This is a genomic window from Streptomyces sp. NPDC020845 (assembly GCF_044334165.1).
Classification (GTDB): Bacteria; Actinomycetota; Actinomycetes; order Streptomycetales; family Streptomycetaceae; genus Streptomyces.
On the sequence record NZ_JBIRSJ010000026.1, the window covers coordinates 1 to 12,555 of the forward strand.

Annotated in this window: 13 protein-coding genes and 1 pseudogene; 1 reads left to right on the forward strand and 13 read right to left on the reverse strand. The window is 66.7% G+C overall.

Features of this window, described 5'->3' with window-relative positions; all coding sequences use genetic code 11:
* Nucleotides 1–129: 129 nt before the first annotated feature.
* The 4 genes from ACH4U7_RS47275 to ACH4U7_RS47290 all read right to left on the reverse strand — a co-directional run bounded on the left by ACH4U7_RS47275 (nt 130) and on the right by ACH4U7_RS47290 (nt 4,509).
* On the reverse strand, nt 130–1,242 hold the full coding sequence (locus tag ACH4U7_RS47275; RefSeq protein WP_398533960.1) for an integrase core domain-containing protein: 1,113 nt from the start codon (nt 1,240–1,242) through the stop codon (nt 130–132).
* A 127-nt stretch (nt 1,243–1,369) separates the two neighbouring features.
* Nucleotides 1,370–1,819, reverse strand: a complete 450-nt coding sequence (locus tag ACH4U7_RS47280; RefSeq protein WP_398533961.1) for a hypothetical protein — start codon at nt 1,817–1,819, stop codon at nt 1,370–1,372.
* Complete coding sequence (locus ACH4U7_RS47285; RefSeq protein ID WP_398533962.1) at nt 1,816–3,744, reverse strand: hypothetical protein; 1,929 nt, start codon at nt 3,742–3,744, stop codon at nt 1,816–1,818. The genes ACH4U7_RS47280 and ACH4U7_RS47285 overlap by 4 nt, the downstream gene beginning before the upstream one ends.
* Before the next feature lie 105 nt (nt 3,745–3,849).
* The gene (locus tag ACH4U7_RS47290) at nt 3,850–4,509 is read right to left on the reverse strand and encodes a hypothetical protein (RefSeq protein ID WP_398533963.1); all 660 of its coding nucleotides are present in this window, start codon (nt 4,507–4,509) and stop codon (nt 3,850–3,852) included.
* 641 nt (nt 4,510–5,150) lie between these two features.
* Here ACH4U7_RS47290 and ACH4U7_RS47295 point away from each other — a divergent pair.
* Nucleotides 5,151–5,592: pseudogene (locus ACH4U7_RS47295) on the forward strand (lamin tail domain-containing protein).
* Between the two features lie 271 nt (nt 5,593–5,863).
* Here ACH4U7_RS47295 and ACH4U7_RS47300 read toward each other — a convergent pair.
* From ACH4U7_RS47300 to ACH4U7_RS47340, 9 genes are all read right to left on the reverse strand, one after another.
* Nucleotides 5,864–6,469, reverse strand: a complete 606-nt coding sequence (locus tag ACH4U7_RS47300) for a hypothetical protein (RefSeq protein WP_311729890.1) — start codon at nt 6,467–6,469, stop codon at nt 5,864–5,866.
* Nucleotides 6,447–7,058, reverse strand: coding sequence for an RNA polymerase sigma factor (locus ACH4U7_RS47305; RefSeq protein ID WP_398533964.1), 612 nt, complete (start codon nt 7,056–7,058; stop codon nt 6,447–6,449). Before ACH4U7_RS47305 ends, ACH4U7_RS47300 begins: the two co-directional genes overlap by 23 nt.
* Before the next feature lie 166 nt (nt 7,059–7,224).
* Nucleotides 7,225–7,971 carry a hypothetical protein gene (locus tag ACH4U7_RS47310; protein ID WP_311729888.1) on the reverse strand — a complete coding sequence of 249 codons (747 nt, stop codon included), beginning with the start codon at nt 7,969–7,971 and terminating at the stop codon, nt 7,225–7,227.
* A gap of 19 nt (nt 7,972–7,990) precedes the next feature.
* Nucleotides 7,991–8,647, reverse strand: a complete 657-nt coding sequence (locus ACH4U7_RS47315; RefSeq protein WP_398533965.1) for a hypothetical protein — start codon at nt 8,645–8,647, stop codon at nt 7,991–7,993.
* A 362-nt stretch (nt 8,648–9,009) separates the two neighbouring features.
* Nucleotides 9,010–9,144, reverse strand: coding sequence for a hypothetical protein (locus ACH4U7_RS47320; RefSeq protein ID WP_311729886.1), 135 nt, complete (start codon nt 9,142–9,144; stop codon nt 9,010–9,012).
* Nucleotides 9,145–9,743: 599 nt separating this feature from the next.
* On the reverse strand, nt 9,744–10,637 hold the full coding sequence (locus ACH4U7_RS47325) for an IS3 family transposase (protein ID WP_398533966.1): 894 nt from the start codon (nt 10,635–10,637) through the stop codon (nt 9,744–9,746).
* Nucleotides 10,634–10,783, reverse strand: a complete 150-nt coding sequence (locus ACH4U7_RS47330; RefSeq protein ID WP_398533967.1) for a hypothetical protein — start codon at nt 10,781–10,783, stop codon at nt 10,634–10,636. The genes ACH4U7_RS47325 and ACH4U7_RS47330 overlap by 4 nt, the downstream gene beginning before the upstream one ends.
* Before the next feature lie 8 nt (nt 10,784–10,791).
* Nucleotides 10,792–11,904: an integrase core domain-containing protein gene (locus ACH4U7_RS47335; protein WP_398533968.1), complete on the reverse strand. Its 1,113-nt coding sequence runs from the start codon at nt 11,902–11,904 to the stop codon at nt 10,792–10,794.
* A gap of 9 nt (nt 11,905–11,913) precedes the next feature.
* On the reverse strand, nt 11,914–12,459 hold the full coding sequence (locus ACH4U7_RS47340; RefSeq protein ID WP_398533969.1) for a hypothetical protein: 546 nt from the start codon (nt 12,457–12,459) through the stop codon (nt 11,914–11,916).
* Between the last annotated feature and the right edge of the window lie 96 nt (nt 12,460–12,555).

The following is a 12,555-nucleotide window of genomic DNA, read 5'->3' on the forward strand; positions in this document are numbered from 1 at the left end:
ATCGACATGATCTCCCCCTCGCCCCCAGGAAACAGACCCGACAACGAGCAGTGTCCACCGCACCCGAAGGTCATTTCAGGCGAACCATCACATCGGCCAACAGAGTCCTGAAGGGTGTCAATATTCCGATCAGACTGCTGAACTGGGCTTTCCCTGTGGACGGTGAGGCAGCCGGGGTGGCGTGGTGTGGTACTCGTTGAGTAGTCCGCCGAGTACCTGGCGGCGCCTGACCGCGGCGGCGGGCAGGGGGATGATGTTCGGGTCGTCGTCGGGTGCTCGTAGGTCCAGGCTGCGATGTGCCCGTCCCGCGTTGTAGTGCTCGGCGTACTGGTTGAGGACCGTGCGCAGGTGTCGTTCACCGGTGATCAGGAGGCGGTCGGTGCACTCGGTGCGGGCTGTGCGTATCCATCGTTCGGCGAACGCGTTGGACCGGGGGCTTTGCGGTGGAGTCGGGATGACGGCTGTGCCGTTGCCAGCAAAGACGGCGTCGAACGCGGCGGTGAACTTGCTGTCCCGGTCACGGATAAGGAACCGGAAGCACCCAGCCCTCTCCTCGAGATCCATCAGCAGATTGCGGGCGAGTTGAGTGACCCATGCCCCGGTGGGACGTGCGGTGACACCCAGGACATGGACGCGCCGGGTCTTAATCTCCATGACGAAGAAGACGTAGAGGCGCTTGAGGAAGACGGTCTCCACGTGCATGAAGTCACAGGCAAGCAGAGTGTGGGCCTGAGCGCGGAGGAACGAGCGCCAGATCTGCTGGGATGTACGCTGCGGTGCGGGCGGTAGACCGGAGCGGCGCAGAACACGCCGGATCGTGGCGGCGGCAACCCTATGGCCAAGCCGAAGCAGTTCACCCTGGATCCTGACGTACCCCCAGGTCGGATTCTCCCTTGCCAGGCGCTGGATGAGCGCGACTGTCTCTTCCGACAACGGTGGTCGGCCGGGCCTGACCGGCGCTTGGCGCCACTTCCAGCGCACCAGACGGCGATGCCAGGCCAGCAGCGTGCCCGGGGTGACCAGCCGATGGCAGCGTAAGACGGATGGCAGATGCCGTGCGAGAGCGGAGAGCACGGCACGATCGGCCCATGAGAGCCGCGGCCGCTCGATCTGTCGGCGCAGCACAGCAACCTCATGGCGAAGCGTGAGGATCTCAGCGTTGTTCGCGGCTGTCGATCGGCCCAGCAAGAGGAGGACGCCCAGTAGTCGGCAGAAGATCAGGGAGAGCAGTCGCACACCCACGATCAGCGATCATGCCCATATTCGGGCCATCGCAAAGCCCCAGGTCAACCACCCTACGGCAATAAAGACACCCTTCAGTGGTCGTCGCCGTTGGCACCTATTCTTTCTGCGCTGTGGACGAGAGTTGTCAGGGGCCCGGTCTTATCAAGGTGGAGGAGTGCGGACAGGCCTTGAGAGGGGCGCTGCTCACGGCACCGGTGGGCAGCGCGGTGTAGGAGTAGCACTGGACCCAGTCCGACGCGCCGATCTCTATCACCAGGACGGTGCGCGTTTTTTCCTGCCGGAGGGAACGGATGGCCGGTCTGTGGTCCAAGGCCATGTCGATTTCGTGCCTGGTGAGTGTGCCGTCGGAGTTGGCGTTGAGGAACCGGAGCCTGAGCCGTTCGGCCGTGGTGACGACACCGGCGTGTGCGTCGCGGTCACGACGCTGCGTGACGTGGTGCAGGTTGGCGAAGAACAAGACCACCAGAATCGCGGCGATGAGGAAGCAGACGAGTACGACGGCGCCGACGCAGCCGGCCGCCCGGGCGAGAAGCCCGGCCGGCCGGCCGTCGCGCTGCTGTGCGGTGGGATTCATCCCGTCATGATCCCGTATACCCGATGGCGGTCAGGCGGCTTTCCACCACGCGTGCATATCCGGTGGTGCCCGCCTGTTTCGGGTGGAAGGCCTCGCGGCTCAGGCACGTCTGGCCGATGCCGGAGAAGGCGATGCAGGGCAGCGTGCGGGTCGCCTTCGTGGAAGTCGCCGTCCCCGTTGGGACCGAGCACGATCTTGTTGATCCACTCGTCGCTGTCGCATCCTCCGTGGCCGACGAAGGCGTCGACGGGGTTGGCGTACGACACGCGGGGTCCCGCGGCGTGCAGTTCGTCCACCTTGGTCTCCTGCGCGTCGTTCATGTAGTTGGCCAGGGTGGCCAGCGCGGCGGCTTCGCCGCCGTCGATCCACGCGGATCCGATGCACTTGACCGTCCGGCTGAGGATTTCCGGGTATCCCACCAAAAGGATCTCGGCGTGGGGGGCGCGCTCGGCGATGGCCTTCAGGGTGTAGACCATGTCCTCCTTCGTCTTGTCGATGAGTGCCTCGTACTTGTGGATGAAGTCGTCGTCGGCACAGTCCGTGGGGTACGCGCAGTCGGTGACGGCGTTGACGAAGGCGCCGTAGTTGTTGCCACCGATGGTGAGTGTCACCAAGGTGGTGTCCTTGGTGAGGACACCTGAGTCGACCTGGGGAATCTCCCGAAACTCGCCGTCTCCGACACCGATGTCCCCGCCCTCCGGGTAACTCGCGGGGACGCTTCCGTCGACCTGCCTGGTGCGAGCCCCGGAACAGGCGACGAAGCCGAGTTCCGCGTTCGGGCTGTGGTTGTCGGACAGCAGCGACAGGCGCTCGGACATCCCCGGCAGCACGAGCTTGCGCGGCCACGCGTTGGCGCTGCGGCGGCAGGCGTTCCAGTCGATGGTGCCGTGTTTCTGGTTGCTGGATTCGTCGTAGTCGTTCGCGCCCTCACCGGAGGAGTAGGAGTCGCCGAGCGCGGCCACGATGTGCTGCGGTTTGGCCGAAAGCCACTGGAAGCCCACGGCGTCCCAGGCGATGTCGTTGTCCGCTTGCCCCTCGGGTGTGTAGTTGGACTGCGAGACGCCTTGGAAGTCGGAGCCGGCGGTGAAGTGGTAGATGCCCAGGCTCACCCACTGGTTCTTATGGGAGATCGCGTTGATGATCCGGGTGTGCGTGGTCCCGTCACCGAGATGGATGGTGTAGACGGCCTGCTGACTCCCCGAGCCCGTGTTCGGCAGGTGCACCAGTACCCGTGTCCAGGAGGTGCGCTGGGTGTTCAGTTTCCAGGTGCCGGTGACGGCCATGACACCGGAGGCGGGACCAGGATCCTGCTCCGGGTCGTAGAGGCTCGCGGAGGCGCCGTGGGCGTCGTCGCGGGCGTGGGCGTACCAGAAGTGGTCGCCGAAGCCGCCGCCGATCTGATGGAGATCGCCCTTTGCCCGACAGTGGTTCTGCGCGTCGGCGTTGAAGCGGAAGCTGAGGGTGCCGGAGTTGGTCCAGCCTGTCTTGCCGCATCCGTCGGTGTATGTGGGGACGCTGCTGGGCACGTCGTCCACGATGGTGAAGCCGGCGGTGGAGTTGTTGCACATGGTGCCCGCGCCGTTGTTGCCGTTGCCGAGTTCGGTCCTGAGGGTCTTGTAGGTCAGGTACTCGTGCCCGCAGCTGGTGGGGCAGGCGACCTTCCAGGTGGTTTGGGGGGTGTGGTACCAGTGCGGCGGATCGCAGGTCTCGCCGAGGTGGTCGACCTCGCAGCGCGGCGGGTTGGCCGGGTTGCAGGCGTTGATCTGTGGGTTGCAGAAGGTGTCCATCTCCGGCTTGACGCTGGAGCGGTGGATGTCGGAATCCCACCAGGCCGCTGAATATCCTGCCGTGTTGCTGTTGTTGGCGGTGCCGTCGTCGGCGTAAGCGCGTCCGGTGTCAATCGGCCAGGCGGCCCAGCCCAGCACCTTCTCCGCGTTACGACCAATCCTGTGGATGTGCGGCGTCGGCGTAGGTGTTGCCGTCGAGGAAGGCGTGCCGGTCAGGCGGGTAGAGGGGGTTGGACGGGTTGTTCAGGTAGCCCAGGCCCCAGTACTCGGTCGGGCTGGCCGGGACGTAGTAGTTGAGGCCGGGTTGTAGTCCCACAGCGCCGCGAACCAATTCTCCGGGGCCGAGGGATCGTCGGTGTTGAGCCTGATATCGCCCGGCGTGATGGCGTTGTCGTGCAGCTCGTTCCACTTGGTGGCCAAAGTGCGCGCGGCGACCGCGATGTTGGAGGTGTAGTCGAGCGCAATGGCTTTTTGCTGCGCGGCCGGCAACTCGCCGATCTCACCACTCTTCATGCCGTCGGTCTGCTGACCGATGCTGTAGCCGCAGTCCGCCTTCGACCAGTCGATCCGCCAGTGGTCCTCGGGCGTCGCCGGGTCGCTCGGATGCCCGTAGAAGCCGTTGGTGCTCGCGAGGGTCGAGCTGGTCTGGCCGGGCAGGGCCCCGCCCTCGGCCTGCCACAGGTTGGACTCCTGAGCCAGCACACCGAGGAGGACCTGAGCGGGAATGCGTCCGCCGCTGGTTCCCTCCAAACTCGGCAGCGGGAACATCCCCTGCGGATTGACCGTGCCGAGCCCGGCGACGGTGCGCCATCCGCCCTGGCGCACGTAGGCGCTGGTCAAGTTGCCACGGATGGCCATGTCGACGGCCCACTCGACCTGGTTGATCGACGAGCCACGCCTCACCCCTCGTACCTGGTTGCCAGCTCCATGTAAGCCGCTTCCAGTAGCCGACGCGCTGCGGCGCGCGATCAAGCGAGTGTCGGCGAAGCGAGCAGAACGCGTGATCTGGCGGGAATTCAGAAGAAGACGCAGCCCTCGGACTACCGGGGCAAAGGTGGCGTCAGGGCCTTGGTTGCCTGAGCCTGCGACCCGTCGAGTGGTTGTGCTCCTGGCGCTCGCCGCCGTACGTCATCTCGGAGACATGCGTGGTGAGCCCGGCCGAGCTCACCATGCACCAGCCGGCGGTCCGCGTGCGGCGGCCGCCGGTGCCTCACCGCCTCGTGACGGCGAATCCGAGTCCGGTCATCAGGACTGCGGCGGCCGTCCCGCCGACTACCAGGGGATCGGCGAGTGCCGGGTGTTGGTAGGTGAGTAGACCAGCCCCGCCACGGCGAGCAGGATCACCGCCAGGGCGAGCAGCAGGAGGTACAGCCGCGTCTGCTCGGACCGGCCTTCGCGAGGGTTTTCGGGTTGGTCGGCGTGATCGTCTTTCGGGTTAGGGCGTGCGGAAGATGAACGGCCCCGCCGTCGAAGGCGAGTGGACGGTCCCAGGCACCGCCCAGGACCAGTACACCGAATACGTCGGCCTCTACGGAACCAACCCGATGCGCGGCCGGTGGAGACGATCGAGGCCGTCCGCGCGCTGCCGGTGCGGGACAATTGACGCGGTGGGGAGAAGTGTGAGCGAGGAGCTTCAGCAGACGGCCGAGGCCCGCGCGGCGTCCGTAGCCGCGCTTGTCCAGGAGCAGGCCGCTGGCTTGCTGCGCATCTACAAGATCTACTACGACTCGCCCGGCTCGGACACCCGCTCCAACACAAGCTTGAACGCCGAGTACGTGCAGGTGAAGAACAGCACCTCGCGCGGCGTCAGCCTCAAGGGCTGGACCGTCTCGGACGCCAGCAACCACCGCTACACCTCGGACCGGCCGCGGAGCCGACACCACCTCCACGAAGTACCAGAATCGCCGCGCCTATGTGTGGAACAACGTCTCCGACACCGCCACCCTGCGAAGGGCGAGCGGCACCAAGGTCGACCCCTGCTCGTAAAGCAGCAGCCGGTACGACTACAAAATGTGCTGACACCGAAAGCGACGCGGTGCCCCCACCCGCAGGCCGGGCACCGCGCGGTCACTTGCGTCACAGATTGTGCCGCGTGTCGCCCGCCGTGGTGTCGAGACATCCGGCCGACGCAGCCGGCACCCCTGAGTGATTGAGCGCATCTCTGTCCTGCCTCACCAATTGCCGCCGCCCGCACCGTCGCTACGGGCTAAAGGCCTTCACCGGTATCGCCGCAGCCTCTATCTCTGTCCTGCGTCCCTCAGCGGAATTCTGGGGGGCAGGTGGTGTGGGCGGCTTCTGGCAGGGTGCGGGTGATCCGCTCGCGCATCGCGCGTACCTCCTTGCCTTGATAGACGTCAGCGATCTGGCCTTCCCGCCGAGGGACGAACAGGAGGAGGTGTTCGCCGACGGCGTATGCCTCGGCTGGGTCCGCGACGGTGGGATCGGCAAGGTCGAACTGTGTCGTGGTGGGTCCCTTGCCGGGCTTGAACCACCGGTCCACGGACATGGTCACCCGTACGCGATCGTGACCGGCTGGGCGAACTGAGGTGAGGTCCCCCTCCACGATATTGGTCGCGCAGGCCAGGGCCTCCGGGAAGGTCTGTCCCCGGCCTGTGGTGTCGGGTTCGGTCCCGGAGTCGCCGCCGACGGTTACGGCAACCGTCGTGGCGATGGCGGCGGCGCAGGCGGTCGCTGCCACGGCGAGCACCGCCCGGATGCGCCGCCGTCGTCGCGGCGGGTGAGCCGGAGTGGCCGTACGGGGCGGCGTGGGGGCCGTGACGGGATCGGGGCGCCCGGCTTCTTCACCAATCAGTGTGAGCGCCCGCCGCAGCCGGGTCTCCTCAGTTTCGGTCGGTTCGGTCATCGTGGATCACCTCCGTTTCGTGGAGTTGGGTGCGCAGTGCGGCCACGGCCGTGTGCAGGCGGCTCTTGACAGTCCCTTCGGGGATGCCGAGCAGTTGTGCGATGTCGCGCACCGGCAGGTCGATGTAGTAGCGCAGTGTCAGTACTTGGCGCTGGTGGCGGGGCAGGGTGCCGAGTCCGTCCGCTACCGCGAGGGCCAGGGTGCGGTCCTCTTGGGTGTGTTCGGCGGCGGGCTGCCGCACCCAGCGGGCAGCGAGGCGGGCACGAAGCCCGTCGTCGCGGGCACCGGCCCGGTGCCAGTCGACAGCGACGCGGGCGGCGACGACGCTGCTCCACGCGGATGCGTCGCGGATGACGGCACGGCTGCGATCGGCGTGTTGTTCCAGCAGCTTGAGCCGCACCTCTTGCACGCCGTCGTCGAGGTCGCCCCACGGCACGCCGCCCAGTGTCAGGATCGCGCGCACACGTGCCACGTCTATGTCGGTCCCATCGAGCGTCTGCGAGCCGGGCGTGTGCCCGTCTGGCTCGTGGGCGTGGGCGGTGTCCGCGTGCCGCCGGGTGCGGCGTGCCGTGCGGCGGCGTTGGGTCATGGGCCGTCCCTCCTTGTCCTTGTTGTGGCGGGCGTCTTGTCCCTCCTACGACGGAGGAGCACGTGGGAACGTTCAGCCGTGAGGAGGGGTGCTTCCGGTCAGTGGTCTGTCCTGCGCCGGGGCGCGGGACAGACCACTGACCGACTACCGCATCGGGATCGTCAAATCAGTCGCAGTTGAGGCGCGGCCGTGTAGGGCCGAAGGCTTCCGGCTCGCGTGGCTGAGCCGCTTCCAGTGCTTGGATCAGTGCCTCCTCGCCGCGGCCGGCCAGCTGGTCCTCCAGCCCGGCGTCATCCCCGGCCTCCCGTGTGCTGCGTGCCTGTGCGGCCGTGCGGGGACGTCCTTCCAACTCGCCCTGGCCGATGACACCTCCGTCGAATGGCAGCTCTGAGCCCTCGCCGAGCCCACGCCACTGAGCGGGTTCCGCGGCGTCACCGGGGGAACATGCGGCCTCTTCCCAGGTGATCGCCATGACATAGCGGTGCCCCAGCTCGACCCGGGGCTGGTCGACCAGCGCCATCTTCGTACGTTTCTCGGTGTCTCCGTCCAGGAACTGCCAACCCATGGCGCTGTACTCCCAGACATCCGGCGCCGGGCGACGAGCGTCGGACCGGGACCACAGCACCTTGTCGACCGACAGGGTGACCGTGCGACCGACTGTCCCCTCTCCGCGCTCCACTTCCTGCGCAGCAGGGGCGATCTCTCTCTCGCCGGTGGCCGAGACGACCACGACGTGGTCGGCGTATGTCACCCAGTCGGAGGCCGTCTGGTTCGGCAGGTGATCAGCGCCCTGCCCAAGGACGATGTCCCCGGCGTTTCCCGAGGCCTGGCTGTGGCCGCAGGCCGTCAGGCCTACGCCCAGAGCTACAGCCATGGCCATACCGAGGAGCGTACGGCGGGTGCTGCGTCGCATGCGGCCACTCCCGGGCGTCTCAGTACGCGCCATTGATGTTCTCCCGATTATTGGCGCCCAGCCCGGTGCCGTACGAGACAGGCGTCTGCAAGCAGCCGAGACGGGAGTCGGTTTGGTTGAGCTTCGGGTCGGCCTGCTGACCATGAGTCAGCCCGACGGCGTGTCCCGTCTCGTGGCATGACAGACCCGGGGTGTAGTAACCGTTGCCGCGGATGCGGATGTACTGCTGATCGCAGCGGCGGGCGTCGACAGCGTCATTGCACCAGGTGACACCATCGGAACTGGAGCCGATGTTGGTGGATCCCTCCTGGTAGATGATGTCGGTCTCGGCATCTCCGCTAAACGTCGGCGACGAGTCATAGTGGCGCGCCAGGTCGGTCGGTGCGTAATCGTCCCGGAGCATGTCAGAGACGATCGTCCGGTCCGGGGACTCCAGTTCGTAGGTGCCGCCGCTGTCCATGTAGTAGTAGACCTCGCGGTTGTCTGTCTGGCAGGAGAGAATCCCATCACCGCCGTCAGGATCGTCTCTGCAGGGGCGCGATGCGTTGTACGTCGGATACATGTTGTCGGTGACAGCCGCCCACGCCACCTCGGTGACGACGAGCAGGAAGGCCGCCGCCAGCGCGGCCAGCCCTCCAGCCCGTATGCGCACCAACCGTCTTAAGGGCACAGTCATCTCCTTCTCCGCTTCCTGGCGTGCGCGGTGCCGACTGCTGCCGGGAGGGCCAGGGAGCCGCCGTGCCCCGGACGCGTTCCGCGCCGGACCACGCCACCGTCCCCTGCCGCTCGCCCCGCGTCTCAGCCCCCGGTGGGCCGTGCCGGGGTGAAGGGTATGGAGAACACAAGCTTCTACCGAATATGTATTCGACACAATTGGCTTATTCGTGTGGCACTATGGCAAATTCGATTCAGTGAGTACTTATCGGACGTGATCGTCACTACGGCACTCTGCAGTGAACCTGTATCACCGGGCACCGCAGTCCAAAGACTTCCCGGATGAGTCGGGGCCGTACTCGGACGCCCAGTCAAATCCGCTGCTCAGGCCAGCCTGCGGCGGTACCCCGGCGAGGCGGCCTCACGCGCGCGCACCGAAGCGTCGGCGCCGTCCGCACCCGCCGCCCGCGGCGCGGCCACGGTGCCGACGGGGGCAGGCGTGGCCGGGCCGGGCGGCAAGAATCGGATCGTGCGGACCACGTCCTGGCCCACCGCCTTGTTGGCGGCCGCAACCAGCGTGCACCGCGCTCAGCCGGGCCTGGACCCCGCAGGCGGAGGAGTCCGGGCGCAGGTCCAGCTGCCCGCTTGCCGCGTCGAACGCGAACGCGGCAACGTGCACGGCTAACTCCGGAGCGATGGCCGGCCACTTCTGGAGCACCGTGCCGCCCGCTGCCGGAATGTCCCAGACGCGGGCGGCGACCAGGCCACCGCCCAGACGCCCGCGGATCGACAGAAGGCATCAAGAAGATCTCCTCGCACAGCACCGTGTGGAAGGATCACTCATCCGCCAGGCCTTCCTCGCCTGCACCGTCGACCTGGCGGTAAGCCTGAGCGATCGAACGGTCGACCCCGCCAGATGATGTCTCGACCGCCAGATGATCGGTCCTCGTCGAACGCACCGCCGCCACCAGCATCCGGGACCTGGCCGCCCCGACGTGCAGTCGCTTCCGTAGCGTCTCAGCTGAGATCGGCCGTTGATACGTCTCCCAATGCCACGCATCTTCCACCAGTGCACGCTGGAGAAGTGAAGTTTCCCCGTGATCCCGGACACTCTTCTTCTATGCTGCGAGTACTTGGTCGTTGCGGAACCGCTGTAGCGTCTCGTGGGGTGTGAGATACCCGAAGAGAGGGTGCTTGCGTAGTCGGCGCCGGTTATAGAAGGTCTCGATGAAGGCGAAGGCCTCGGCGCGGGCGGTGGCCCGGTCGGGCCAGATCCGGGTACCGATCTCTTCCTTGAGTACAGCCCAGAAGCTCTCGGCGGCAGCGTTGTCAAAGCAGGAACCTGTCCGGCCGGTGCTCTGGCGAAGACCCAACGCGCTTATCTCGGCACGGAATTCAGCCGAGGTGTATTCGCTTCCGCGGTCGCTGTGGGTGATGCAGCCGGGTTCCAGGTTGCCCCGGCCGTGGGCCATCCGCAGAGCGTCGACCACCAGCTCGGCGCGATGGTGATCGGCCATCGCGTAGCCGACGACCTCGCGGGTGGCCAGGTCCAGCCAGCAGGCGAGGTACAGCCAGCCCTCACGCGTGGGCAGGTATGTGATGTCCCCGACCAGCCGTGTTCCTGGCCGGGCGGCGGTGAAATCACGGCCGATCAGGTCTGGGGCCGACCGGGCCTGCCGGCCGGGGCGGGTCAACGAGCGGCGTCTTCGGCGCGTGACACCGGTGATCTGGCGTTCGCGCATGATCCGCTCCACCCGCTTGCGGTTGACCGGCCAGCCCAGCCGCCGCAGCGCGGCGTGCACGCGCGGGACACCGTAGGCACCCTTCGAGGCCAGGTGGATCACCATGATCTCGTGGGCCAGGGCCTCATCCGCGCGCACGCGTTCCTCTCGGGCCTCCTCAGCCTCCAGCCAGGCATAAAAAGAGGAACGGACTACGCCCAGGACACGGCACAGCAGGGTCACCGGATACGTGGCCTTCTCCGCAGCGATGAACCGGTAGACCTCGTTCACCGGCCGCTGTCCTGAGCGAAGAAGGCCGCGGCTTTTTTCAGGATCTCGATCGTCTTCTGCTGCTCGACGTTCTGCCTGCGCAGTCGCCTGAGCTCTTCGCGCTCCGCACTGGTCAGGTCACCCGCCCCTGAAGTGAAGGGTGTCAATATCCCGATCAGGCCGCTGAGCTGGGCGTTTCTTGTGGATGGAGAAGTCGTTGGGGTGGCGTGGTGTGGTACTCGTTGAGCAGGCCGCCGAGTAGCTGCCGCCGTCGGACTACGGCAGCAGGCAGGGGGACGACGCTCGGGTGGTCGTCCGGGGCACGTAGATCGAGGCTGCGGTGGGCCCGTCCGGTGTTGTAGTGCTCGGCGTACGTGGTGAGGACAGCACTGAGGTGTCGTTCACCGGTGATGAGGAGGCGGTCGGTGCACTCTGCGCGGGCTGTACGTATCCATCGTTCGGCGAACGCGTTTGCCCGGGGGCTTTGCGGCGGAGTCGGGATGACGGCTATGCCATTGCCGGCGAAGACGGTGTCGAATGCGGTGGTGAACTTGCTGTCCCGGTCGCGGATGAGGAACCGGAAGCACCCAGCCCTGTCCTCGAGGTCCATGAGCAGACTGCGGGCGAGTTGGGTGACCCACGCGCCGGTGGGGTGGGCGGTGACACCCAGGACATGGACGCGCCGGGTGGCGATCTCCATGACGAAGAAGACGTAGAGACGTCTGAGGAAGACGGTCTCCACATGCATGAAGTCGCAAGCGAGCAGCGTGTGGGCCTGAGCGCGGAGGAACGAGCGCCAGGTCTGCTGGGATGCTCGCTGCGGCGCGGGCGGTAGACCGGAGCGGCGCAGAACGCGTTGGACCGTAGCGGCGGCAACCCGATGACCCAGCCGACGCAGCTCACCCTGGATCCTGACATACCCCCAGGTCGGATTCTCCCTTGCCAGGCGCTGAATGAGCGCGACCGTCTCTTCCGGCAACGGTGGCCGACCGGGCCTGACCGGCGCTTGGTGCCACTTCCAGCGCACCAGACGGCGATGCCAGGTCAGCAGTGTGCCCGGGGTGACCAGCCGGTGGCGGCGGAAGGCGGATGGCAGGTGCCGTGCGAGAGCGGAGAGCACGGCACGATCGGCCCATGAGAGCCGCGGGCGCTCGATCTGTCGGCGCAGCACAGCGACCTCATGGCGAAGCGTGAGGATCTCAGCGTTGTTCGCGGCGGTCGATCGGCTCAGCAAGAGGAGGCAGCCCAGCAGTCGGCAGAAGATCAGGTAGAGCAGTCGCAGACCCACGATCAGAGATCATGCCCATATTCGGGCCATCGCAAAGCCCCAGGTCAGCCGCCGTACGGCAGTAATGACACCCTTCACGGGTCCGGTTGGGGTTTGGCGCCATTTCCAGCGCACGAGACGGCGGTGCCAGGTCAGCAGCGTGCCCGGGGTGACCAGCCGGTGGCGGCGTAAGACGGGTGGCAGGCGCCGCGCGAGAGCGGAGAGCACGGCACGATCAGCCCATGAGAGCCGCGGACGCTCGATCTGCCGGCGCAGGACGGCGACCTCATGGCGAAGCGCGAGGATCTCAGCGTTGCTCGCGGCGGTCGATCGGCCCAGCAAGAGGAGGCAGCCCAGCAGTCGGCAGAAGATCAGGTAGAGCAGTCGTAGACCCACGATCAGTGATCGTGCCCATACTTGGGCGAACGAAAGCTCCAGGTCAACCACCGCGCGGCAATAAAGACACCCTTCAGGCTTTACCGCCCCTTGACGCAGGTCGTCCACCGCGGCCGAAAGCCCCACGAACGGACTGCCTGCGGAAACCTGCCAGGAAAGATCAGCAGCGGTTCGCCTCACCCCTGTCGCATGGGGAGCACGACACCGTGCTCCCACCACGAAAGGTGCTCGAGCGCCGACAAGGGGTCCTTATGCCTCTCGATGCAGAAGACATCC